General features: G+C 37.8%; 27 protein-coding genes and 1 pseudogene. 25 read left to right on the top strand and 3 right to left on the bottom strand.

Annotated elements, in window-relative coordinates:
• Nucleotides 1-9 precede the first annotated feature (9 nt).
• Both aroD and ybaK read left to right on the top strand, forming a co-directional pair.
• A pseudogene (gene aroD / locus CJZ72_RS14590) lies at nucleotides 10-756 on the top strand (type I 3-dehydroquinate dehydratase); the annotation flags it as partial.
• 9 nt (nucleotides 757-765) lie between these two features.
• Nucleotides 766-1,251, top strand: a complete 486-nt coding sequence (gene ybaK / locus CJZ72_RS14585; protein ID WP_025479887.1) for a Cys-tRNA(Pro) deacylase — start codon at nucleotides 766-768, stop codon at nucleotides 1,249-1,251.
• Nucleotides 1,252-1,467: 216 nt separating this feature from the next.
• Here the strand turns inward: ybaK and CJZ72_RS13850 are convergent, their stop codons facing one another.
• Nucleotides 1,468-2,721, bottom strand: a complete 1,254-nt coding sequence (locus CJZ72_RS13850) for a BaiN/RdsA family NAD(P)/FAD-dependent oxidoreductase (RefSeq protein WP_095443987.1) — start codon at nucleotides 2,719-2,721, stop codon at nucleotides 1,468-1,470.
• Nucleotides 2,722-2,835: 114 nt separating this feature from the next.
• On the opposite strand from CJZ72_RS13850, the gene gdhA reads away from it, so the two are divergent.
• Both gdhA and CJZ72_RS13840 read left to right on the top strand, forming a co-directional pair.
• The gene (gdhA, locus tag CJZ72_RS13845) at nucleotides 2,836-4,185 is read left to right on the top strand and encodes an NADP-specific glutamate dehydrogenase (protein ID WP_081135733.1); all 1,350 of its coding nucleotides are present in this window, start codon (nucleotides 2,836-2,838) and stop codon (nucleotides 4,183-4,185) included.
• Nucleotides 4,186-4,298: 113 nt separating this feature from the next.
• The gene (locus CJZ72_RS13840) at nucleotides 4,299-5,645 is read left to right on the top strand and encodes a glucose-6-phosphate isomerase (RefSeq protein ID WP_081135736.1); all 1,347 of its coding nucleotides are present in this window, start codon (nucleotides 4,299-4,301) and stop codon (nucleotides 5,643-5,645) included.
• Nucleotides 5,646-5,751: 106 nt separating this feature from the next.
• On the opposite strand, the gene CJZ72_RS13835 is transcribed toward CJZ72_RS13840, so the two are convergent.
• The gene (locus CJZ72_RS13835) at nucleotides 5,752-6,999 is read right to left on the bottom strand and encodes a tyrosine-type recombinase/integrase (RefSeq protein WP_095443986.1); all 1,248 of its coding nucleotides are present in this window, start codon (nucleotides 6,997-6,999) and stop codon (nucleotides 5,752-5,754) included.
• Nucleotides 6,999-7,280, bottom strand: a complete 282-nt coding sequence (locus tag CJZ72_RS13830) for a hypothetical protein (protein WP_095443985.1) — start codon at nucleotides 7,278-7,280, stop codon at nucleotides 6,999-7,001. The genes CJZ72_RS13835 and CJZ72_RS13830 overlap by 1 nt, the downstream gene beginning before the upstream one ends.
• A gap of 290 nt (nucleotides 7,281-7,570) precedes the next feature.
• On the opposite strand from CJZ72_RS13830, the gene CJZ72_RS13825 reads away from it, so the two are divergent.
• The 21 genes from CJZ72_RS13825 (at nucleotide 7,571) to CJZ72_RS13735 (ending at nucleotide 22,579) form a co-directional block, all read left to right on the top strand.
• A complete protein-coding gene (locus CJZ72_RS13825) occupies nucleotides 7,571-8,134 on the top strand; it encodes a phage scaffolding protein (protein ID WP_095443984.1) in 564 nt (187 codons plus the stop codon).
• 2 nt (nucleotides 8,135-8,136) lie between these two features.
• The gene (locus CJZ72_RS13820) at nucleotides 8,137-8,997 is read left to right on the top strand and encodes a capsid protein (protein ID WP_095443983.1); all 861 of its coding nucleotides are present in this window, start codon (nucleotides 8,137-8,139) and stop codon (nucleotides 8,995-8,997) included.
• A 62-nt stretch (nucleotides 8,998-9,059) separates the two neighbouring features.
• The gene (locus CJZ72_RS13815; protein WP_232509756.1) at nucleotides 9,060-9,263 is read left to right on the top strand and encodes an Ig-like domain-containing protein; all 204 of its coding nucleotides are present in this window, start codon (nucleotides 9,060-9,062) and stop codon (nucleotides 9,261-9,263) included.
• A 31-nt stretch (nucleotides 9,264-9,294) separates the two neighbouring features.
• Entirely contained in the window at nucleotides 9,295-9,699 is a 405-nt protein-coding gene (locus CJZ72_RS13810) for a head-tail connector protein (RefSeq protein WP_095443982.1), read from the top strand.
• A complete protein-coding gene (locus CJZ72_RS13805) occupies nucleotides 9,693-10,034 on the top strand; it encodes a putative minor capsid protein (RefSeq protein ID WP_095443981.1) in 342 nt (113 codons plus the stop codon). Before CJZ72_RS13810 ends, CJZ72_RS13805 begins: the two co-directional genes overlap by 7 nt.
• The gene (locus CJZ72_RS13800) at nucleotides 10,035-10,361 is read left to right on the top strand and encodes a minor capsid protein (protein ID WP_095443980.1); all 327 of its coding nucleotides are present in this window, start codon (nucleotides 10,035-10,037) and stop codon (nucleotides 10,359-10,361) included.
• Nucleotides 10,361-10,759: a minor capsid protein gene (locus CJZ72_RS13795; protein WP_095443979.1), complete on the top strand. Its 399-nt coding sequence runs from the start codon at nucleotides 10,361-10,363 to the stop codon at nucleotides 10,757-10,759. Before CJZ72_RS13800 ends, CJZ72_RS13795 begins: the two co-directional genes overlap by 1 nt.
• The gene (locus CJZ72_RS13790) at nucleotides 10,760-11,218 is read left to right on the top strand and encodes a phage tail tube protein (RefSeq protein ID WP_095443978.1); all 459 of its coding nucleotides are present in this window, start codon (nucleotides 10,760-10,762) and stop codon (nucleotides 11,216-11,218) included.
• Nucleotides 11,219-11,303: 85 nt separating this feature from the next.
• Entirely contained in the window at nucleotides 11,304-11,558 is a 255-nt protein-coding gene (locus CJZ72_RS13785; protein ID WP_232509755.1) for a fibronectin type III domain-containing protein, read from the top strand.
• Between the two features lie 41 nt (nucleotides 11,559-11,599).
• Nucleotides 11,600-12,049 (top strand): hypothetical protein, encoded by a 450-nt coding sequence (locus CJZ72_RS13780; protein ID WP_095443976.1) that lies wholly within the window; start codon nucleotides 11,600-11,602, stop codon nucleotides 12,047-12,049.
• A gap of 8 nt (nucleotides 12,050-12,057) precedes the next feature.
• Nucleotides 12,058-12,639, top strand: a complete 582-nt coding sequence (locus CJZ72_RS13775) for a Gp15 family bacteriophage protein (RefSeq protein WP_095443975.1) — start codon at nucleotides 12,058-12,060, stop codon at nucleotides 12,637-12,639.
• Entirely contained in the window at nucleotides 12,632-15,889 is a 3,258-nt protein-coding gene (locus CJZ72_RS13770) for a hypothetical protein (protein WP_198324540.1), read from the top strand. The genes CJZ72_RS13775 and CJZ72_RS13770 overlap by 8 nt, the downstream gene beginning before the upstream one ends.
• Nucleotides 15,890-15,893: 4 nt before the next feature.
• A complete protein-coding gene (locus tag CJZ72_RS13765; protein ID WP_095443974.1) occupies nucleotides 15,894-16,727 on the top strand; it encodes a phage tail domain-containing protein in 834 nt (277 codons plus the stop codon).
• Between the two features lie 8 nt (nucleotides 16,728-16,735).
• Nucleotides 16,736-17,779, top strand: coding sequence for a phage tail protein (locus tag CJZ72_RS13760; RefSeq protein WP_095443973.1), 1,044 nt, complete (start codon nucleotides 16,736-16,738; stop codon nucleotides 17,777-17,779).
• The gene (locus CJZ72_RS13755) at nucleotides 17,779-18,810 is read left to right on the top strand and encodes a hypothetical protein (RefSeq protein ID WP_095443972.1); all 1,032 of its coding nucleotides are present in this window, start codon (nucleotides 17,779-17,781) and stop codon (nucleotides 18,808-18,810) included. The genes CJZ72_RS13760 and CJZ72_RS13755 overlap by 1 nt, the downstream gene beginning before the upstream one ends.
• Nucleotides 18,810-20,450: a BppU family phage baseplate upper protein gene (locus tag CJZ72_RS13750; RefSeq protein ID WP_095443971.1), complete on the top strand. Its 1,641-nt coding sequence runs from the start codon at nucleotides 18,810-18,812 to the stop codon at nucleotides 20,448-20,450. Before CJZ72_RS13755 ends, CJZ72_RS13750 begins: the two co-directional genes overlap by 1 nt.
• A gap of 2 nt (nucleotides 20,451-20,452) precedes the next feature.
• Nucleotides 20,453-20,815, top strand: coding sequence for a type I restriction-modification system subunit M N-terminal domain-containing protein (locus CJZ72_RS13745; protein ID WP_095443970.1), 363 nt, complete (start codon nucleotides 20,453-20,455; stop codon nucleotides 20,813-20,815).
• Nucleotides 20,815-20,928 carry a CD1375 family protein gene (locus CJZ72_RS14975; RefSeq protein WP_258547485.1) on the top strand — a complete coding sequence of 38 codons (114 nt, stop codon included), beginning with the start codon at nucleotides 20,815-20,817 and terminating at the stop codon, nucleotides 20,926-20,928. The genes CJZ72_RS13745 and CJZ72_RS14975 overlap by 1 nt, the downstream gene beginning before the upstream one ends.
• 37 nt (nucleotides 20,929-20,965) lie before the next feature.
• Entirely contained in the window at nucleotides 20,966-21,091 is a 126-nt protein-coding gene (locus CJZ72_RS14970; RefSeq protein ID WP_265586003.1) for a CD1375 family protein, read from the top strand.
• Between the two features lie 64 nt (nucleotides 21,092-21,155).
• Nucleotides 21,156-21,569 (top strand): phage holin family protein, encoded by a 414-nt coding sequence (locus CJZ72_RS13740; protein ID WP_095443969.1) that lies wholly within the window; start codon nucleotides 21,156-21,158, stop codon nucleotides 21,567-21,569.
• Nucleotides 21,569-22,579, top strand: a complete 1,011-nt coding sequence (locus CJZ72_RS13735) for a peptidoglycan recognition protein family protein (RefSeq protein ID WP_095443968.1) — start codon at nucleotides 21,569-21,571, stop codon at nucleotides 22,577-22,579. The genes CJZ72_RS13740 and CJZ72_RS13735 overlap by 1 nt, the downstream gene beginning before the upstream one ends.
• Nucleotides 22,580-22,834: the final 255 nt, after the last annotated feature.

Genomic DNA, 22,834 nt, shown 5'->3' with positions numbered 1-22,834 from the left:
GGGTAGAATATGGTCCAAGTTAAAAAACTTACTATAGGCACAGGACGACCTAAAATTTGTGCCCCCATGGTCGGCGAAACACGTGAAGAACTTTTACGTGAGGCGATACTTGCTAAAGAAGCAGGGGCAGATCTAGTTGAATGGCGTGTAGATTGTTACAAAGAAGTATTTCAACAGGATCAAGTGATTGAGACATTAGTACTCCTACAAGAAATGCTAGATGGCTTGCCATTGCTTTTTACCTTTCGAACTGTGGAAGAGGGAGGAAAGCAAGATATATCGATCCGAGAATACCATGATCTATACCAAGCAATTATTCATACAGGTCTGATCGACATGATCGATTTAGAATTATTTAAAATTGAAAGTCTCGAAAAAGGTTTGCTGGAAGAAATCAAGCGGCTAGGAATACCAATGATCATCAGCAGTCATGACTTTAAAGAAACTCCGGCTGATCCAGTTTTATTGTATCGTTTGAATATGATGGAACACTTTGGCGCAGATTTTGGAAAACTTGCAGTTATGCCCAATAATGAGCGAGATGTGTTACGGTTGATGGAATTGACAAGACGAGCGGGTGCGTTTGTTTCTATGCCATTGATCACGATGTCCATGGGCGAACTTGGGATGGTCACTCGTTTATCGGGGCATTTAACCGGATCAGTCATGACATTTGGCGCTTTAACAACCGAAAAAGCTTCTGCTCCAGGACAAATTCCAATCAAGGAGCTAAAGCAGATCCTAACGACTTTAAATGGCGAGAATGTGGCAAAAAAGAAACAAGTAAAAACCAATGCAATTCGCTTGGTAGAACAAAAGAAAATCCCTTACACAGAGCATGAGTATGAGTGGGATGAAAATCATTTGAGTGCTGCTGCTGTAGCTGAAAAACTTTCTGATGGTGAGGATCGAATCTATAAAACGCTTGTGGCTGTTGGTAACAAGACAGGACCATTAGTAGCGGTCATACCGGGGAACAACGAACTTGATCTGAAAAAATTAGCCAAGGAATCGGGAAATAAAAAAGTTGAGATGCTTCACTTAAGAGATCTAGAAGCAACAACAGGTTATATCCGTGGCGGCTGTTCGCCTATTGGAATGAAAAAATTATTTCCCACGTATTTAGAAAAAACAGCTCAGACTCATGAAACGATCATTATTTCAGCTGGCAAGCGCGGACTTCAAATGGAACTAGCGCCAGATGCAATCTGTACGTTGACGAATGGGAAGTTTGCAGATCTTATCCTCTAAAGAAAAGCAATAACAAACTTAAAAGAGGTTGGGACAGAAGTGTTTAACTCCGAGAAATAAGCCGAAATTCACGAAAATTGCTTTTCAAATTTTTGTGAATTTCGGCTTATTTCCGAAGGAGTTGCTTCTGCTCCCACCGTTTATTCGTTTTTAAAGAATGAGACAAAAGTGTTTCTTACTTTTGTCCCACGCCCTTTTTGATTTCTCTATATCCATTTAGCGCAAAAATGCGGCATTCATTCCAGCGACATGTCCAGTTGCAAAAGCTGCGGTAATGTTGAACCCTCCTGTATAGCCATTGACATCTAGTAGTTCTCCTGCAAAAAATAAACCTTGGAGCAATTTACTTTCTAAAGTTTTTGGATTAACTTCCTTGAGGGAGACTCCGCCACCAGTGACAAACGATTTTTCAATCGGGAAAGTCTTACTGATTTTGAAAGTGAAAGACTTACAAAGCTGTATGAAAGCCTGAATCTCTTTTTCAGTCGTGTGCAAACCTAGTTGATCTGTTAGCTGACTTTTTTCTAAGAAAAAGAGAAGTAGTCTTTCTGGTAAAAATCCATGCCAAGCATTTGCTAAAGTTTTTTTCGATTGCTTGCTTTTTTGTGTCAGTTCACTCGTTAATTCCTGCACTGAACGTGTAGGAAAACAATCTAATACTACAGTAACAGGCTTATCTGTTTTTTTCAGTTCTTGATTGATAAAACTGGAGCATCGAAGAGCAGCAGGCCCAGAAATACCGAAATGAGTGAAGAGCAGATCCATTACATGTTCGGTTACTACTTTTCCTTTACTATTCAGAACACTTAGAGAAATATCTTGTAGAGAAAGTCCTTGTAATAACTTATCTGTGATAAATGGTTCTTCTGAAATCAGTGGGGATTCCGTTGCGTAAAGTGGCGTAATGGTATGCCCTACTTTTTTCAGGATTTTATAGCCATCTCCTGTAGAACCAGTGGAAGGATATGTCCGTCCGCCAGTGGTCAAAATAACGCATGGTGAATTGAATTCTTCAAATTCAGTCCGTACACCATAAATTTTCCCATCTCGATGGACTAATTTTTCTACACGTGCCCCAAATAACATCGTGACGCCCAGTTCCTTTAAGCGATGAAGCAATGCTTCAATGATTGTTTTTGATTTATTTGTCACAGGAAACATTCTCCCGTGGTCTTCTTCTTTTAAATGCACACCTTCGGATTCAAAGAAATCCATGATGTCAAAGTTATTCCATTGAGAAAAGGTACTATACAAAAATTTACCGTTTCCAGGGATATGTGCAATCAAATCCTCAACAGGACGATTATTCGTGACATTACATCTGCCACCGCCGGTCATTAATAATTTTTTTCCAGCCTTTTTGTTTTTCTCAATCAAAAGTACTTTTGCACCATGTTCTGCAGCACTGATAGCAGCCATCATGCCGCTCGTACCTGCACCAACAACAATTACATCGTACGTCATTTCCATTTTCTCACCTCAAAGAAAGTGTAGCATATTTCGAGGAAAGAAAGCAGAAAATGTTTTGAGGAACGAGGGTAAATAGGCTAAAATGTAAGAAGATCATAAAAGGAGCGTGAAACGATGACAAATGCAACAGAGTATGTACGATTGATTCAAGAAAAACTTCATCAACAAGACAATGGACAAGAAGAATTTCTGCAGGCAATTGATGAGTTTATGCCATCAGCTACCAAGTTTTTAGAGAAACATCCTGAATACATCAATCGTAACATCTTGGGTATACTGACCGAACCAGAAAGAATCATTCAATTTCGAGTACCATGGCAAGATGACGAAGGAAACTGGCAAGTGAATCGCGGGTATCGAATCCAATACAATTCAGCTATCGGACCTTACAAGGGCGGATTGAGATTTCATCCAAGCGTCAATTTAAGTATTTTAAAGTTTCTTGCATTTGAACAGATTTTCAAAAATAGTTTGACTGGTTTGCCAATCGGTGGCGGAAAAGGCGGAAGTGATTTTGATCCTAAAGGAAAATCGGATGATGAAATCATGCGCTTTTGTCAAAGTTTCATGCTAGAATTGTCGAAACATATCAGACCTTCTATTGATGTTCCTGCTGGAGATATTGGAGTAGGTGCAAGAGAAATCGGCTACTTGTTTGGAGAATATAAACGATTGAAACAATACGATGCTGGTGTTTTGACAGGTAAACCGCTTGATTTCTGGGGAAGTAAGATTCGTACAGAAGCAACTGGCTACGGGCTAGTTTATTATGTTAAGCATCTCTTACATGCAGAAAACGATTCATTCGCAAATAAAACAGTTTTTGTTTCTGGCAGTGGGAATGTCGCTATTTATGCGATAGAAAAAGTACATGAACTAGGTGGTAAAGTAGTTACATGCTCTGATTCAAGTGGCTATATTTACGATCCAGAAGGGATAGATATCTCTTTATTGAAAGAAATCAAGGAAGAAAAACGTCAGAGATTGACGGAATATGCTAAAGTACGTCAATCTGCTGTCTATCATGCGGACGCTTCTGTTTGGACATTAAAGGAAAAAGGAGAAATCGCTCTTCCTTGTGCAACACAAAATGAAATCACTGAAGATCTCGCCCGCAATTTAGTAGAAAATGGGATAACGATCGTAGCAGAAGGAGCAAACATGCCATGTACCTTTGATGCTGTTTCTGTCTTTGAACAAGCGGATGTCTGGTACTGTCCAGGAAAAGCAGCAAATGCCGGTGGAGTTGCTGTTTCAGCACTAGAAATGAGCCAAAATTCACAACGATTATCGTGGGAAAGTGAAAAAGTCGATCAGCAATTAGATGAGATCATGCAGACGATTTATCAAACTTGTCGTAAGACTGCTGCGGAATATGGCAATGAAAAAAATCTTTTATTAGGTGCAAATGTCGCAGGCTTTGAAAAAGTCGCAAAAGTAATGTATGCCCAAGGTTTGGTGTAATAATTGAAATTTTCTTGGAAATATTAACCTCAAATTACTTATTTGCTTGAAAAATTGTAAAAAAAAACGTAAAGTATAACCTGTATATTGATCTTTTAAGGAGGAATAAAAAAATGGCACATATTCATTTTGATTATTCAAAAGTTGCACCATTTGTCAATGAACATGAGTTAGGTTACATGCAAAGCCAAGTATCAATGGCTGACAAAGTATTACGTGAGGGTACAGGTGCAGGAAGCGACTTCCGTGGTTGGATCGACCTACCTACGAATTATGACAAAGAAGAATTTGCGCGTATCAAAGAAGCAGCTAAAAAAATCCAATCTGATTCTGAAGTATTAGTAGTTATCGGTATCGGTGGTTCATACCTAGGTGCCCGTGCTGCGATCGATTTCTTGAATCACACATTCTACAATCTATTAGATGGGGACAAACGTCAAGCACCTCAAATCTTCTTTGCCGGAAATTCAATCAGTTCAACGTATATTTCTGACTTGATCGAAGTAATCGGAGATCGTGATTTCTCAGTTAACGTTATTTCAAAATCTGGAACAACTACTGAACCAGCGATTGCCTTCCGTGTCTTTAAAGAATTACTTGTTAAAAAATACGGACAAGAAGAAGCAAACAAACGTATTTACGCTACAACTGATAAAGCAAAAGGTGCTGTTAAAGTAGAAGCAGATGCAGAAGGATGGCAAACATTTGTTATTCCTGATGATATTGGTGGACGTTTCTCTGTATTGACTGCTGTAGGTTTATTACCAATCGCAGTTAGCGGAGCAGATATCGATGCATTGATGCAAGGTGCTGCCGATGCAAGTAAAGCATACTCAAGTGACAAACTTGAAGAAAACGAAGCTTATCAATACGCTGCAATGCGTAATATCCTTTACCGTAAAGGCAAAGTAACAGAATTGTTGATCAACTATGAACCAGGAATGCAATACTTCTCAGAATGGTGGAAACAATTATTCGGCGAATCAGAAGGAAAAGACCAAAAAGGCATTTATCCTTCAAGCGCAAACTTCTCTACTGACTTACACTCATTAGGTCAATATATCCAAGAAGGTCGTCGCAATATCTTTGAAACGATCGTTAAAGTGGAAAAACCTCGTAAATCAATCACAATTCCTGAACAAGCAGAAGATCTAGATGGATTAGGCTACTTACAAGGAAAAGAAGTTGATTTTGTAAATACAAAAGCTTTCGAAGGAACATTACTAGCGCACACTGATGGCGACGTGCCAAACTTATTAGTTAAAATTCCAGAAATGGATGCTTACACATTAGGTTACACAATGTACTTCTTTGAAATTGCTGTAGGTATCTCAGGTTACCTAAATGGCATCAATCCATTTGACCAACCAGGTGTTGAAGCGTATAAGAAAAACATGTTCGCACTTCTAGGCAAACCAGGCTTTGAAGACCTTGCTAAAGAATTGAACGAACGCCTGTAAAATAAGGGTTCTTAAGCGTTTATTAAAAAGGTGTATCCAAAACATGTTGGCTTTAAGATGAAATATGGTACCCATTCAGGTACCCAAAACGAAAGGATGGCTTTTTTTAGCCATCCTTTTTTGGTAACGAAATGATTTGGCCAGAAACTTTTCGTTCCTGATTATTGATGTAATCATTGAACTTATTTGATGCTCGTTCAATGACCTCCGTTGAAACTTGAGCATAAATTTGAGTAGTAGAAATATCTTTGTGTCCCAACAACTCTTTTATATCCTCAAGTGGAACACCAGCCTTTCGAAGAGTTACTGCATAAGTATGTCTACCATCGTGGACTTTGATTTTGGGTAAGCCTGCTTTTCTAGCGATTCTATCACTTGCTCCGTTTGTGCTACGACTACGAATAATATTCCCTTTAGATTTTCCAGTAGTAAAAATAAATATAAAATCATCTATTGTTTTAGTAAAAGGAAGAGTATAAGAAGTGTTATAAAAATAGTTATAAAAATCAATAAAACCTTGTTGTGCTCGATCAGTCATGATCATTTTACGAGTGCTATTTAATGTTTTCGGATTATCAATAGCTATTTGACCAGAATTTAGTTTACTTTCAGCTCTATATATTCTTTGCTTGTTCACATCGATATACTTGTTACGTAGGTCAATGTCTGACCATTTCAGGGCCATAACCTCAGCTTTTCGCAGACCGCAATCATAAATCGCTAGAAAAAATGGATACCAAAGAGGATCTCTTTCCTTCGCAGCATACTCTAGAAACTTATCTACTTGTTCAAGAGAATAGAAGTTAAGTACTTTCTCTTGAGCTTTTTTAGGGAACTTAGTGTATAAAGTCGGATTTTCATTTATATAACCTAATTGTATTGCTTTTTTAAAAGCGTTGGAGAGAGTAGCGTTTACTACTTTTACAGTGTTATAAGATAACCCTTGCTTTGATCGCCCAAGACCTTTTTTTGTGAGTAGTTCGTTGATGAACGCTTGGTGTGCAGAACGGTCATAATTTTCAAGTTTATAGTTACCTATATAAGGATTGATGTAGGTTTCAATATTTTCTCTATGAACAATTCTAGTGCCTTCTTTAACATTGGTTTTGTATTGAGTTATCCAAATCTCTAAGTATTCACTTAAGGATAATTGTTTAGGATTATTAGTTTTGTGGGTGCCAGCAGCTAGTTCTCCTTCAAGAATTTTAGCTGCTTTTCTGGCTTCTTTTTCAGTGGCAAAATTTTTTTTGTGAATTTTTTTAGAATATCCTTTTCCTTTATGTGTCCCAGCATAAACAAAATACTCCCATTTTTCCACGCCAGACTTAGTTGTGTATGATTTGATAGTAGCCATTATTCTACACTCCTAAACATAGATTTTGGCAATGAATACACTTCTGGTTTATACCATCCTTTTTCATAAAACTTATCCATTTTTAATTCTTTTTCTTGTGGAGAGAATAGGGGCATGGTTACCATGTTGCCAGTTTCAATATCTTCTTTTATTTTCAATTGTTTAAGTAAGACTTCTTGATATTCTTCTTCACTATAGTAATCGTTTGTTAGTATAGGGTAAATCTGCACCTCTGGAACATCTTGTCTTAATCTATCGCGCAATTCGTATGGTGTCATCATTAAAAATCAATCCTTTCGTAGTTTGTTCTAATTAGTAAGAATTTATATATACATACCGTCTTATACGAAATTAAATCAAGTGTAATCTCGTATACATAAATATCGAATACGAACTTATGTTCTTTTGTGTTTAAAAAGAAAAGCCCGAAGGCTGATCTTTTTTATTGAATAGCATAATCTTGCTTGCCTATTTCATCCCCAGCAATGCCTTGTTTAGCTTGTTAAGGCGTAAAAGATAAACTGCTCCATCGTGGTCGTAGCCACGTTAAAACACGAAAGGATGAAGAGAAATGAAGAGAGAACAACTGAAAGAATTAGGTTTGACAGATGAACAAGTGAATTCTGTTATGGGGTTACACGGTCAGACTGTTACTGAATTGAACAAAACTCTTGCTACTGCAGAACAAGAACGTGATCAGTTCAAAGAACAGCTTGATTCTAACCAGACAGAGTTAGATGCCCTCAAAGAATCTGCGAAAGGTAACGAAGAATTAACACAACAGTTAGCAGAGCTACAAGAGAAATTCGATTCTGTAAAGAACGATTCTGAAACAAAGCTTGCTGAACAGCAGAAAGACTTTGCTATCAAGTTAGCTTTAAAAGAAGCGAATGCACTTGATGAGAACATCGTCTTGGGTCTTTTAGATCGAGACACAATCAAAGTTACTGACAGCGGTCTGCAAGGTTTTAAAGAACAACTAGCGGGATTACAAGAAAGTAAATCGTTCTTATTTCAAGAAAAAGATAGCTCCAACCCGACGACTCCGCAAATTTTGGCTGGCGGAAACCCTACTGGTCCTACGCCAGGCGATAAAAGTATTGTACAAAAAATTCAAGAAAGATTAGGTGAATAAATATGGCTTTAGTATTAGATTCGAAAGATTTGGCAACAATTGACAAAGAATTCAAAGCTGACTCTCAGGTTTGGGACGTTTTAACTCAAGGAGCAAAAAGCATCACTGCCGCTGATTTTGTGGGAGCGAATGAAGTTCGCATTAATAAAATGAGTGGATTTGTTGATGCAACGCAATACAAGCGTAACCAAGACAATGCCCGAAATGCGATCTCAATCGAAAAAGAGACAATCAAATTAACTCATGAAGACTGGATGGCTTATGATGTTGATCAGTTGGATCAATCAGAAAGTGCGGCATTGACAATCAATAACGTTGTGACTGAACACAAGCGACTAATTACCACTCCGCACCGCGACAAAGTTGCTGTACAAGTTCTTTTTGACAATGCAGGAACTAAAGTTTCTGAAACATTGACTGAAGATACCATTCTAGCAGCATATGATGCAGCAGAAGAATACATGACAGACAATGAAGTCCCTGGCGGGTATGTAATGTTTGTTTCTGCAGCAACTTATCGTTTATTAAAAAACGCTAAGGGTGTAAGCAAGACTTTCTCAACGAATCAAATGCAAATCGCTGGAATTAATCGTACGGTAGCGCAAATTGATGGTGGCGTGCCAATTCTCAAAGTTGCAAAAGATCGTATTAAAGGTATCAGCATTGAAGACACTGTCAACTTCATTATTACTCCATTAACAGCAGTTGCTCCTGTTGTTAAATTTGGCACTGTTGACACTGTACCAGCTAGTCAAGATCGCAATGGTTACCGCGATACGGTGAAGGGATTAGACTACTATGATGCTATCGTATTCGACAACGCTAAAAAAGCCATCTATGTTTCTTACGTCCCAAAAGCCTAGCCCCTTCAAGCGTAACGTTAAATAAAACAACTCTAACGCTTGAAGTAGGGGCTACAGAAACATTGGTGGCTACGGTTTTACCAGAAGGAGCTACAGATAAAACAGTAACTTTTAGTTCTAGTGATGCATCTATCGCAAGCGTAACGCCAAAACAAGGTAAAGCGGCAGGTGTTGCCAAAGGAACAACAACGATTACTGGAACAACAGTAAATGGTAAGACAGCAACTTGTGAAGTTACTGTAACAGAAGCAGGAGGAGGGGCATAGTTCCCTCTTCTTTTAATAAGGAGGGATCAACATGCCTTATATCGATTTTGAAGAATTCAAAGATTTAACAGGAAAAGAAGATGATTTCGAACCCACCTTCAAAAAGTATTTAACAAAAGCATCGGCTGCTTTGGATAATATTACCAATCGATTTTATCAATTAAATGAAATTAAAGATGATCCGATTGGTTTTCGTGTAAAACAGTTCAAATTAGCTCTCTGCTCTCAAATAATCTACTTTGATGAAGTCGGAGCTGATACGTATGAGAGTATCAACAACGCTCCGCAGAGTTTTTCAGCAGGCAGAACAAGTATTTCTAATGCCAGCAGATACAATCCATCAGGAGAGAACGAAAGTAAGTCTCTAGTTTCTGAGGATATTTACATCTATTTAGAAGGAACGGGCTTGTTATATCGAGGTGTTCCTCCATGGTAATGCCTAAACCACCAATTCAATTTCTAGTAGATTCTTTTATTTATCGAGAATATTTAGGAGAAGGGGACTATAACAAACCTATCTATGGGGATTATGTGACTATAGAAAATTGTCGGATTGATCGAGGAAGTCAGTATTCTTTTTCATCAAGCGGCAAGCAGTTGCTTTATAATGCAGTGATTTTTTGTTACGACTCATTAACTACCCCTTTACCGAATTTCAAAGAACAATCACTAATTATTTACGATGGGAAAGAACACATCCTCACAAAAATCGATACAGTGACAGAAGCTTATTCGAATATCGTTTATTCATACGAACTAGAGGTGGTTTGAATGGGGGTTAAAGTTGAGCTTGGAGGGGTTAGAGCTAAAGTTAGTCCGCAGGCTATGAAGCAAGGGAGATATGCATTAGCCAATCAAGCAATGGCAGATATGAGCCCTTTTGTCCCAAAAAAGAATAATATCTTACGTCAAAGTTCACATGTTAAAAGTGATGGTAGTGCTATTCTCTATGAGACTAAGTATGCAAGAAAGCAATTCTATTTAAATGGGAAAAAATACACTACTCCAGGAACAGGACCAAGATGGGATCTTAAAGCGAAATCACTGTATATGCCTTCTTGGAAAAAAGCGTATCTGAAAGGAGCTGGAATTAAGTAATGGATTTTATCGATCGGATAAAAGATAAGATTAATAGTATTCCAGAACTGCCGTTAAAAATGAAAAAAGGCTATCTTTCTGCTGACGAAAGCTTAGTAATTTACCCGTTACCAGGTGGGCAAAACCTTGTGGAATATTATGACGGCATTAAAGATGTACAACTAAATTTTGAAATTGCGATGAAGTCAAAAGACGGTTCTAAAGTTGAACAAACACTTTGGCTTATCTCTGATTCATTAGAGCGCATGTCAGATGTTGCTAGTTCTGATGAATCTTTTGAATTTAACAATTTAACTATAACGAGCAAGCCTTTCATCAACGATGCAGATGAACAAGGTTGGTTCGTTTTTTTATTAGATTTTCAAACAAAACTAACCACATTTGAGGGGGAAAAATAAATGAGATTAAAAAATGCATTGCAAAGCTATTTTATTCAACCAATTACGACAACTAATACTGATGCGCCAACGGAAGACGGCTACTTAGAACTAGCTAAATGGATTTCAAACGTTGATGATAATTCAAATGAAGAATCAGAGACAACAGGATTCTATGATGGAAATGGAGAAGGGGAAACGGATGTCACTTCTCATCAACTGGGCTATTCGTTTACTGGACTATATGACGAAGAAGATCCTGCAATGGCAGCAATCGAAAATATGATTGGTAAATCTGGCGATGCGCGAAAAATCTGGTTTAAAGTAGTTTCTGCTTCTGGCAAAAAACAACGTGTTGGGAAAGCAACAGTAACAGAACCAGTTGCTCAAGTCGGCGATGCTACAGCTTATGGAGATTTTTCATGTGGTATTGCATTTGACAGTACACCAGAAGCAGAAGATGTAAAGGTTACTCCCTAACACGCCCCAAAATGTTACAGGTAAATTTGAGAGCGATGGAGCAGTCTCTATCGCTTTTGATCCTGTCGAAGGGGCGAAATCATACTTGATTCATTACGCAGATGCTAACCAGTCTGATCCAAAGCAAGCAATTTACATGGGCTACACAGAAAGCAACGCATGGACATTGTTCAGTTCGAACGTACCTACGACAGAAAGCGGCGACAAACTCTATTTCTATGTGCAAGCTTATGACAAGGTCGGGGTCGGATCGAATGACGTTGAGAAAGCACGCTATTTGCACGATGGAGAGTTTGTAGGTTCGGCTTGGTCCAAACCAATAATATTGATCAAAAAATAAATGTAAGTTGTTTATTTAGGCAACTTTTTTAGGAGGATTACATGACTAACAAATTATCATTCCAATTAGAGAAAAAAGGTTTTCCTGTCAATATTGGAGAAGTTGAATTCTTTTTCGGCACTACTCCAGAAGAACTGACACGTTTTTTTGATGTTCAAGCCGAATTTGATGAAAAAATTAAGGAACTCAAGCCGCAACTTGAGCAAATTAAAAATATCGAACAACCAGAAAAAGAAGATGCAATTAAGATTATTGCTTTGACGAAAGATTTGGCCAAGGCTGAATATGATTCGTTATTTGGCGAAGGGGCATTTGAGAAAATTTATTCTGTTTATCCCGATGCCGATCAACTAATTGAATTATTTGATCCAATTTCTTTTGAAATTGCCGAAGCAATCGAAAAAGAAGCACTGAAACGCAAAGATAGTGTTTCTAAAAAGAAAGCTGATTTATTGAAAAAGAAAGCACTGAAAAATAAGAAAAAGAAGTAGGTGATTAAATGCGGTTAAATGACCCATTAGTCACTTCGATAGAGTTTGATGGTGCAGAATTCCCTATCAATTTAACATTCGATAATGTACTTGATGTTTTTGATGTTTTGGAAGATGTCGATTTATTTCCAGAAGAAAAAATAAATATGTGTTTAGAACTGTTGATCAGTGACTTTGAAAAAATTTTTCAAGGCTCAACTGAACAACAGTTTTTATTATTTAACCATATTTTAGAAAATTATATTTCTGTAGGTGGTTCAGAGACGGTTGAAACTGATCGCCTGGGGAATCCTATGCCAAATGCCGTTAAAGAAAAAAACACTATTAGTTTGGTTCATGATGCTAAATACATCTATGCATCGTTCAGACAAATTGGCATAAACCTATTTGAAGAGCAGGGGCGGATGATGTGGGAGGAATTCCAAGCATTACTTGAAAGTTTGCCAGACGACACCATTCTTGCTCGAATCATTCAGATCAGGACGTGGGAACCCAGCAAAGGTGAATCTACCAAAGAAAAAGAACGAATGCGAAAGTTACAACAAAAATATACGCTACCAAATTTTGAGGTAGGTGAAGACGATGGCTGATGGACAGGTTGTAATTGACGTAGACGTTAAAGGCAAAGATGTTGCAATATTAAATAGTCAACTTGATCAATTAGAGAGTAGTAGTAACAAATCTGGATTGTCTATAAAAAATTTAGCTGTTTCGATGGGATTAGTAAAGGTTGCTTCTGCAGCTATTAGCAAGGCTTATTCGGCAATGAAAACAGCTTTTTCTGCTGCAATTTCTGAAGGTGCAAATCTACAACAGTCACTAGGCGGCGTTGAAACTTTATTCAAAGGAAGCGCAGATAAAGTAAAGAGATATGCAGACGAAGCTTATAAAACTTCTGGATTGTCCGCAAATGCTTACATGGAAAATGTTACCAGTTTTAGTGCCAGTCTATTGCAATCGGTTAGTGGAGATACTGAAAAAGCTGCGGATGTCGCAAACATGGCCATGATAGACATGTCCGATAATGCTAATAAAATGGGCTCTAATATGGGAGACATTCAAAATGCTTATCAAGGTTTTGCAAAACAAAACTATACCATGTTGGATAACTTGAAATTAGGTTATGGCGGTACAAAGGAAGAGATGCAACGCTTGCTTTCTGATGCGGAAAAACTAACGGGTGTAAAGTATGATATTAACAATTTAAGTGATGTCTATAATGCTATTCATGCGATTCAAGGAAAGCTTGATATTACAGGGACAACTGCAAAAGAAGCTGCCTCCACCTTGAGCGGTTCCTTTGAGTCAATGAAAGCTTCACTATCCAATGTTTTAGGGAAAATGGCGTTAGGTCAAGACATCAAACCAGCGTTGAATCAACTAGCAGAAACAACTTCCACATTCCTTTTCGGAAACTTTATACCAATGGTTGGAAACATTTTGAAAGCTTTACCTGGGGCAATTGCGACTTTTATCAAAGCCGCTATTCCTTATGTAAAGCAAGCCTTTGGGGAATTGCTTGCTTCGATTAGCGATAGTGTACCGATTCTAAGTAACTTATTTGATTTCATTAGTAAGAACGCCGCAGCTTTTAAATTATTTGGTTCGGTTCTTATTGGAGCAGTTGCAGGTTTTGCGGCTTTTAAAGGCGCCATAGGAATTTTTAACTCTGTAAAAACTGCGATATTGGGCGTAAAGACAGCATTTACACTAATGAAGACGGTATTACTAGCAAATCCTTTTGGACTTGTTATTGCAGCAATAGGTGCACTTGCTGGCGCATTTATCTATTTTTATAAAACTAGCGAAGTGTTTCGAAGCAAAGTTGATGGTATTGTCGATTCGTTAAAAAGCTTTATTGCACCAATTGACACTGTGTTCAAGGGAGTAAAACTATTAGGTCAAGGTTTTTCAGAAATGTTAACAAATGGTCCAGGTGAGAAAATAGCTCAGTTAAGGGAGCAGTTTATTCAACTATTTCCTGAAGAATTGTGGAAAAAAATGATAAACTTTTCCGCTAAAATAAATGATTTAAAACTAGGTATCGTAGCTATTGGGAAAATTATATCGGGATCTATTGGTAGCTTTGGCGAACTCGAGTATTTTTTAGGAGGCATATTCTCTTACGATACTACCAAAAGAATTATGGCAATAGGCGAGGCAGTTAAAAATGTGATCACATGGTTTGAAAATTTAATTACACCTGCAAACAGCGCAAGTAAATCATTCGATATTTTCAGCATCGGCGCAAAAGTTCTAAAAGGGATAGTTCTTGCATTGTTAGGCCCGTTTGGACTAGCTATAAAAGCATTTGAGCTGATTGCAAAAGTTTTAGGTGGTGGAGATATCGGTAAAGGTATCGATACGATCTTAGATTCATTTTCAGGATTGGCCAACGGTATAAAAATGTATGGTCCACAGCTAGGTAGTAACTTCGGAAAGGCACTCGAAGGAATATTAGCAAGTATCGCAAGTGCACTGCCTGGCATCGTTTCAGGGGGATTGCAAGTGATTGCTGGTTTTGTTTCTGGGATTGCTCAAGGCCTCCCTCAACTTGCAATTGCTGCAGCGCAATTGATTACCTCTTTCACAGAAGCTATTGTAATCTTAATTCCGACTATCGTTTTAGCGGCTACATCAATCATTACATCGTTCCTCGAAGCGATGACATTGGCACTTCCGCAAATTATCGCTGCAGGAGCTGGGCTGATAAATGCTTTACTACAAGGAATTACACAGCAATTACCAACTCTGGTTGAAAATATGGCTTTGTTGATTACCACGTGGCTGATTTCTTTAAACGCTTATATGCCAATGATTATGGAGGCAGGGTTTAATCTACTGATCACATTCTTACAAGGAATTGCGAATAATATCGGTCAGGTAGCGCAAAAAGCTTTAGATATTGTTATCAATTTTGCTCAAGTGATTGCACAAAATATGCCAACCATTGTTAACGCAGCAGTTAATTTGATGGTTAATTTCGTGAATTCATTAGCTTCAAGAATGCCAGATATTGTGAAATCTGCTGTTAATTTAATAGTCAATTTTGTTAACGGAATCGCTTCGAATTTGCAGCCAATAATAAATGCAGCTGTCAATTTAATTGTTGCATTTTTACGAGGGATTGCCAGTCGTATCAATACTATTGTCAATGCAGCGATGGATTTAGTCGATGCTATGGTTCGTGGTATCATCCAGGCTCAAGGTCGTTTGATGAATGCAGCAATTACATTAATTAATGGTTTTGCCAATAACATTCGAAGCCGACAAGAAGAAGTTCGAGGTGCTGCATTAAATTTATTAGATGCTATTGTTGGTGTTTTCGTACCTGACAGTTTATATAGTACAGGGAAAAACATCATACAAGGATTAATCAACGGTATCGGCTCAATGGCTGGAGCAGTTGCTTCTAAAATATCAGAGGTGGCCGGTGGGATTAAAGATAAAATTACTGGTGCGTTAGGTATTCACTCTCCATCACGTTGGATGCGAGATTACGTTGGTAAATTTATTCCTCAAGGGATTGCTGTTGGTATCGAAGCAGATGCGAAATCCGCATACTCAGCTATGAATAAGCTTTCTGATGGTTTGATGAATTCTATCACGCCAGAATCAGCACTTGGCACTTCGAGAATGGGCATGGCATCTGTTGGATCGCAGATTGTTAATAACACTTACAATAATCAAAAACAACTCGATGTTGAAAAACTTGCTCAAATAATCGCTAACCAGCCTTTGGAGGTTTCAAGTTATTTAGATGGAACCTTAGTAGGTGACAATATGGACCAACGTTTTGGAAAGACGATCAATCGTAGAAAATATACGAATGGAGGATAGCTAGATGAAAGAAAAAACTATTGTATATCTTGAATTTTCCAACGAGACTATTGAACTTACTGAAAATCCGCATATACGATTGATTGATATCGACATAGGAATGCCAGTTGCTAAAAATGAATATGTAGAATTTTCTGGAACGAATGGAAAACGACTTTCAAATAGTGCGTTTGATGCATTCCCCATCACACTATCGTTTGATAGTAGAAGCGCTGAGCAATCTATGTTTGATCTAACTTTACAAAAAACTGAAATTCGGGAACTCTTTACTAGAGAACCCGAATTTTATTTGATTTACAGCAAAGAACCTGGTAAAAAATATCAGGTTGCTTATGAATCAATCGAAGATGAGAGAAAAGGCGCACTTTATATAAGATACATAGTGCATTTGCAAGCACTTCGAGGTTGTGCTGAATCAATTGCGACGACACTTTCAGATTTTAGTTTAGATGATGAATGGCAATTCTCGCAAGGGCTAGTTGCGGAAGATTATAAGTATACGCACCAAACGAGTAATTTTATCATTTACAATGCTGGAAGTTTTGAAATTGATCCACGAGAGCATTATCTACGAATCACATTAGAAGGAGAATCAGAAGGTAATGTAACCATCTTTAATAAAACAACTGGTGATCGATTTATTTACTATCCCTCACTCTCTACGAATCTTGGCCAGACCTTAGTTTTAGATGGTGTGATCCCAAAGCTAAATGGAGTAAGCTGTGGGATCGATACCAATCATGGGCTGATCAATTTAGTTGAGGGTATCAATGAAATTGAGATTCAAAATATTACTCGAGTGAAATCTTCTTGGGATTTCCGCTTCTTGTACAAGTAGGTGATTGAGTGATCGATTTAATTATTCGAAATTATGAACAAACTAAAGAAGAAATCCTTGTCGGTTACGATAAGGACGCTTTTTATGAGAACTGGCAACAAAACGAGACATGGGAAATCGGGTTTACAGTTACCAATAATTGGACAAATCAAGAAGTGTTTGATTTGGTGGAATACGAGTCTTCTGTTTTTTATAACGGACAGGAATTCGTGATTAAAGAAATGACTCGCAAAGCGGTCGGACGACTGTTGACGAAACAAGTAGTTGCGACACATATCTATTACACGGTTCAAGATGGCTATCAATACAACAAAGTGACTGGTACAAGATCCATCAGCCAGTTACTCACGCATGTATTTAGTGCGGGTAGCCGAGGTTTCACGTGGGAAGTCATTGATCCAAATAAAAAGTTCCTCACCGTTGAACAAGAAAATTTCGGGAATGCCAATTATTTGAAGCTAATCAATGAGATTTTGTCTGATTACAATGCTGTTGTGATACCAAATAATAAACATCTAACTTTTTATCACGCAAGCGAATATGGTCAGAAAACGGAAGAGCAAATTCGCTACAAATACAATACAGACGAAGTTTCCTTTGATATTGATACGTACAGCTTGAAAACTCAAATAAAGGGTTATGGAAAACTGAAAGAGGGCGCTAACACTGAGAATCCCAAAGACAGTGATTACGTCTTTACACCTATCACTTATACGAGTCCAGAATCAGAAAAATGGGGAATTAGGATACAAGATCCAGTCAGTGATGAACGATATATCGTATCAGGAAATATGCTAGAGCGACTAAAGGCAGACTTGCAGGATTATCCAAGTATCTCAGGATCCGTAACGCTGAAATGGAAGATAAGTCCAAGCAAAGGCAATCATGTTCCATTTATTTATGAGCCTTTGAATATCAATACGTACATTCAAGTTGTTGGAATTAAGACGTATCCAGCGATACCAAATAAGCCACCTGAGATCATATTGAGTAATACTAAGAAAACGATGACGTCAATATTAGCTGAAATGGCGCAGAAAGGAGTGATCTGATGGGATTATTAAAACTATTCAGTAATCGCATTTCTAAAGAGTGGAAAGAAAAGTTTAATAAAAATATTGACTACCTAAACAATCTCGAAAAGAAACTGTCTGATCAAGACAAATCAACGAACAGTCGAATTGATAATTTAGTAATGCATTCAGGCGGAGAATCGCCGAACGAAGTGGTTGATGCACGAGTTAATAATAAGGGAGAAATATTTGATACACTGCATGGCAGACTATTAGAACATGAAAATCTGTCGGACGAACAAATTAGCGAACTGAATACAAACATGGATAGTCAAAAAGAGCAAGTTCAACAATTGAACAAGTCTGTTCAACAGATTATTGGTGGGTATAGTGAGCCAATAAATATGTACGTTTCAAAAAACGGTAGCGATATTTCTGGTGACGGATCAGAAGAAAAGCCATTCCTTACCATCCAAACAGCAGTGAATAATATTCCTCTGATTACCACAGGATCTATCACGGTTTGGATTGATAGCGGAGTTTACTTAGAAGATGTGATGATTCAGAATCTAAATTTTACATCCTTTTTGATTCGTCCCATAGATAATTTCAATGCTGTTGATCCCTCAAAAACAGATTTACCTGTCAAAGTTCGGTCCATCTGCTTCACCGCGTGTAAAGGTTATTGTCAAGTTGCTGGAATGCAAATTGTGGATACAGCAAACGGAGCAGACTATGGAATCAGAAATGAGCAAAGCGGCTACATGGCAATCAATAGATGTAAATTCGCAGAGAATACAAAAACACTTGCAAGATATAATGCAGTTTATGTCGGCGGAACATCAAAGATTAACATGTACGGAGACACGACGTTGATTAACCAGAAAGTGGCAATTTACGCTGTATTGATGGGTGAAATTTTTGTCAGTGCGTTTGGTTCAGGAAACGACGTAGGAATTTTGTGCGAGAATGGCACTGTACGAGGAACTGTATCAACTTCTTTTGCGACTACACCAACCAAAATTTCTGGTTATGGACTAGTTATCACGAAAGGCACGGTGTTGTCTTAATGGTATACAAAATTAATGAATCGATTATTGTGATTCAAGCAGAAGCAATCCGTCCAAACAGGACAGATGTTGTCTTTTGGTCGCATGATCGTGGAACAGCCAAGCTTCGAATGAAGTTAGTAAGAAAAAATGGGATTCCTCAGAGCCTACCAGAAGGAACTACGGTTCCTATTCGTCTGATGTTTAAATCTGCAACGGCAGAAGGTGGTTATGGTAAACATGACTATCTAGCTACGGTAGAAGATCCTGTGAATGGAATTGTTTCTATTGTGTTAGAGGATAATATACTGGGATACGTAGGCACCGTAGAAGGTAGCGTATATATTGATTTCCCAAACGACCGCTCGTTGGATACAGCTGGTCGTTTTACTTTTTCTATCAAACGGAGTCCAATTGATGATAGTACACCAGAACTAGAAGATTATTATTTCAATGGGTTCAGTCAGACAATTGATAAAGTTGAAAAAATAATTTCTGATGCAAAGGCAGAAATTGACGAAAAGGTCGCGAAATCCGAAACACAAATTGATACGAAATTAAAAGATACAAACGACAAAATCACGAAAGCCAATCAAGATGTCACAACTCTCAATACTAATATTGATAAGGCAAATGATCGTATTGATCAAACCAATCAGCAAATCGGCGACCTCGGTCAGCTGAAAAGGATGTACTCTAATAGCATTGATTTTGGTGGAAAAGGATCGTCTTTATCAGATTTTCTCGATGCTCCATACTATTTGAGTAAAGTGCCGTTGGGTGAAAATATTGCAGACCCTAGTGTGCAATTTCCAATAAAAACAAGCGGGTATCGTTTGTATGGTGTAAATATGTTAGAAGAATTTAAGGTAGGTCAAACGTATACTCTCACGATAAAAGCCACTAAACCCTCAACTCAACAGTTCAGGGCATACAATGATGGTGATACGCCTCTAGGATATTTTGCGCCAGTCGAGGGGTTAACAGATGTGTGGTCGTGTAATTTTATTCCTACAAAAGTTTCCGCCACATCACCAAAACTACTGTCTATTTATCAAGCGCCAAATACGACACTGGGTGCATGCCAAATTGACTGGTTAAAAATCGAAAAAGGCGGAACACGAACACCGAATATTGAACAATATAAATACTTCGGCGAAGGCTTGAAAGACAGCGATGACCCAAATGATTACAGCTGGGATATTACACCAGAATATGCTGAAAAAAGCTTGAACAATACGGTCAGTCTGACTGAACCAGAAACGGTTTTAGGACTTAAAAACTTTGAAGATGGGATTCAAATAGACGGTGATCAAGTAGTTAGTGAAAATGATCATGCTGTGTATACATTAGATCCATCAAATAGTAAATCTTTTAGCGACGGTTATGCAACATTTATTAAACACGGAAAAACTGTTATAGCGAACGGAACAGTAAAGCTAAAAAAAGCATATCCATTTGGAACAACGCTTGATGATATTTTACCAGATGAATTTAGTGCAAAAATTGTTCACGGAATGCTTATTGGCTCGACAGGATCCAATAATATTGCAAAAGCACTTTATATACAAAAAGACACAGGAACAATCAGGACAAATAATGATTTTGCTATCAATGAATGGTTTACATTTAATGGCAATTACTGGGTAGGGGAGGAATAAAATTGAAAAAAATATGGCAGTATGGTCGGACTGGCGGAAAAGAATTAGAGGTATCAGATGATTTTCCTATTCAAGTACCATTTACTGATGTACCACCGTTAAAAGAGATTGAGTTAGAGGACCATTCGATCAAAGAAATCAAGTTAGAAGATCAGTTCTTTATTCCATCAGAAAACAGATGGAAAGAAATTATTAATGGATTAAACCAAGAAAAATTAGACAATCTCGATGCTCTTTTCACTGTTTTAGAAAAACAAAATTCAGTGTTAGAGCAGCGAACGAATAGCTATAGCACACAATTAACTGATACTCAATTGGCTTTGACAGAGGTTTACGAAACGGTGATCGGAGGTGAAGCAAAATAATGGGTCCTATCTATGCAGATTTAATTATCAAGGGGCTGAAAACGATTGACGATGTTCCCGAGAGGCACAAAGAAGAAGTTCAGGCAATCTTGTCTCAATCAAATGAGGGATAAGATTGCTTTTTATTTATTAAGAAAGGAGGTTAAGACAATGGTAGTGGTTTATGCAACTTTGATTATTAAAGGGAAAAAGACAATTGAAGATGTACCAAGCATAATTGAGCAGCAAGTAAAAGATGTGCTTGTTGATATGGACTTACCAGAATTAGCAGAATAGACGAAGCGTACTCGAACGAGTGCGCTTTTTGTATGTCAAAAAATAGAAAGTGAAGGGTGGAAACATGGTGATAATTGATAATTTAGTCTTGTTATCGGAGTTTAAAAATTTAGTAAGTAATATCTATATTCAAATTTTGGTTTGGTTAGTGATTGCAGATATTGCGACAGGAATCTGCAAGGGTTTAGCTGGAAAACAAGCGAATAGCACCAAAGGTCTGATGGGAGTAGTGAAACATCTGTTAGTTGTAGCACTTGTTTTGATTGCTTATCCGTATCTAAAAATCATGAATTTCGAAGGAGTCGCAACAGCATTCGTGCTTTCGTACATTGCCGTATATGGAATTTCAGTCATAGAAAATCTTGGGCAACTTGGTATCCCAGTTCCAGATTTTGTGAAAGATCGATTCAGCAAATTAAAAGATTCATCTGAAGAACAAGGGAAAGATAAAAATAATACTCTGGGAGGAAAAAAATAATGGTCAATATTATTAATAATTCAGTATGTCGTGGTGTCGCAGGAAAACGTGTTGGTAATGTTAAAGGTGTAGTCATTCATAATACCTGGACCAACACGACTGCAGAACAAGAAATGAATCGTTTAGCAGGATTGACAGATAAACAGCTAGAAGCAGGATTTGCTCATTACTATTGTGATGAAAATACGATCATTCGTACCGAAGACACATTCAATCGTGCCTGGCATGTTGCTAATTCTGATGGCAATAACAGTTATATCGGATATGAAGTACGAGGCAATCGGGAAACGCCGAAAGCAGTCTTCCTTCAAGCAGAACAGAACGCATTTTGGCAAGCAGCAGAAGATCTTCGATTTTATGGATTACCAGTTAATAGGGACACCGTGAAATGCCATCATCAATTTTCAGCAACTGAATGCCCTAAGCGTTCGCTGATGGAGCACTGTGGGTATGATTCCACGCTAGCCGTTCCTGCAGTAATCACCACTCAAATGCAAGATTACTTTATTAGTCAGATTGCACGATACTATAACAATCCAAATTTGAAGACTGATGGCTCATCTAATTCCAGCAATACTACGCCAACACCATCAAAACCAAGTAACAATACGCATGATGCAGCAGTTGTAGCAAGCAAGCCAAAACATCAGGGTAATGCTTGGGGAAAATTAGATGTATTCAACGTGTTTTCAAAAGGCAAAGCTCGCGTGGCTGCTTGGTTAGTTCCAGATAAACCACAAGGGCCGATCGGCAAATATGCCTTCATTTTGATTATGGAGCATGGAACAAACAAAGAATTAACTCGCTACCAGTCTAAAGGAATCGCTCGGCCAGATGTGAAGAAGGCATACGGCTATCAGGGTGGCGATGCTTTAGGATTCGATGTGACGTTCGATACTGATTGGTTAAAAGGTAAGAAGATCGATATCCTTTTACGTCGATGCAATCAGTCAAACGGTGAAGGTGCAGTAAATGATGTGCGTATCTCTGATATTTATTTGACACTATAAAAATAGCCCCTCGTTGAGGGGCAGTACATATAGTTTTCAATATAGTTGCTAATATTGTTAGCTAATTTGTTAGCAAAGCTGTATACAAATTTAGATAGTAAAAATACGTTTTGTTCTTTATATACATGCACTTTCATTATTGATTTATTATCAGATATACTAACAAAATTGCTAACAAAATTAGCTGATTTTTTAGTCATCTCTCTTGTACAATTAAACCAATGATGGTATATTGAACTTACAGCAAAGGAAAGT

The organism is Enterococcus durans, assembly GCF_002277935.1.
GTDB lineage: Bacteria > Bacillota > Bacilli > Lactobacillales > Enterococcaceae > Enterococcus_B > Enterococcus_B durans.
The sequence above is the reverse complement of the archived record's forward strand: the minus strand, read 5'-3'. Positions and strand labels throughout refer to the sequence as shown.

Bases quoted from the DNA above. Each gene is read 5' to 3' on its own strand.
- CJZ72_RS13850 (WP_095443987.1), bottom strand. From the start codon at position 2,721: ATGGAAATGACGTACGATGTAATTGTTGTTGGTGCAGGTACGAGCGGC.
- gdhA (WP_081135733.1), top strand. From the start codon at position 2,836: ATGACAAATGCAACAGAGTATGTACGATTGATTCAAGAAAAACTTCAT.
- CJZ72_RS13840 (WP_081135736.1), top strand. From the start codon at position 4,299: ATGGCACATATTCATTTTGATTATTCAAAAGTTGCACCATTTGTCAAT.
- CJZ72_RS13835 (WP_095443986.1), bottom strand. From the start codon at position 6,999: ATGGCTACTATCAAATCATACACAACTAAGTCTGGCGTGGAAAAATGG.
- CJZ72_RS13830 (WP_095443985.1), bottom strand. From the start codon at position 7,280: ATGATGACACCATACGAATTGCGCGATAGATTAAGACAAGATGTTCCA.
- CJZ72_RS13825 (WP_095443984.1), top strand. From the start codon at position 7,571: ATGAAGAGAGAACAACTGAAAGAATTAGGTTTGACAGATGAACAAGTG.
- CJZ72_RS13820 (WP_095443983.1), top strand. From the start codon at position 8,137: ATGGCTTTAGTATTAGATTCGAAAGATTTGGCAACAATTGACAAAGAA.
- CJZ72_RS13810 (WP_095443982.1), top strand. From the start codon at position 9,295: ATGCCTTATATCGATTTTGAAGAATTCAAAGATTTAACAGGAAAAGAA.
- CJZ72_RS13805 (WP_095443981.1), top strand. From the start codon at position 9,693: ATGGTAATGCCTAAACCACCAATTCAATTTCTAGTAGATTCTTTTATT.
- CJZ72_RS13800 (WP_095443980.1), top strand. From the start codon at position 10,035: ATGGGGGTTAAAGTTGAGCTTGGAGGGGTTAGAGCTAAAGTTAGTCCG.
- CJZ72_RS13795 (WP_095443979.1), top strand. From the start codon at position 10,361: ATGGATTTTATCGATCGGATAAAAGATAAGATTAATAGTATTCCAGAA.
- CJZ72_RS13790 (WP_095443978.1), top strand. From the start codon at position 10,760: ATGAGATTAAAAAATGCATTGCAAAGCTATTTTATTCAACCAATTACG.
- CJZ72_RS13780 (WP_095443976.1), top strand. From the start codon at position 11,600: ATGACTAACAAATTATCATTCCAATTAGAGAAAAAAGGTTTTCCTGTC.
- CJZ72_RS13775 (WP_095443975.1), top strand. From the start codon at position 12,058: ATGCGGTTAAATGACCCATTAGTCACTTCGATAGAGTTTGATGGTGCA.
- CJZ72_RS13770 (WP_198324540.1), top strand. From the start codon at position 12,632: ATGGCTGATGGACAGGTTGTAATTGACGTAGACGTTAAAGGCAAAGAT.
- CJZ72_RS13765 (WP_095443974.1), top strand. From the start codon at position 15,894: ATGAAAGAAAAAACTATTGTATATCTTGAATTTTCCAACGAGACTATT.
- CJZ72_RS13755 (WP_095443972.1), top strand. From the start codon at position 17,779: ATGGGATTATTAAAACTATTCAGTAATCGCATTTCTAAAGAGTGGAAA.
- CJZ72_RS13750 (WP_095443971.1), top strand. From the start codon at position 18,810: ATGGTATACAAAATTAATGAATCGATTATTGTGATTCAAGCAGAAGCA.
- CJZ72_RS14975 (WP_258547485.1), top strand. From the start codon at position 20,815: ATGGGTCCTATCTATGCAGATTTAATTATCAAGGGGCTGAAAACGATT.
- CJZ72_RS14970 (WP_265586003.1), top strand. From the start codon at position 20,966: ATGGTAGTGGTTTATGCAACTTTGATTATTAAAGGGAAAAAGACAATT.
- CJZ72_RS13740 (WP_095443969.1), top strand. From the start codon at position 21,156: ATGGTGATAATTGATAATTTAGTCTTGTTATCGGAGTTTAAAAATTTA.
- CJZ72_RS13735 (WP_095443968.1), top strand. From the start codon at position 21,569: ATGGTCAATATTATTAATAATTCAGTATGTCGTGGTGTCGCAGGAAAA.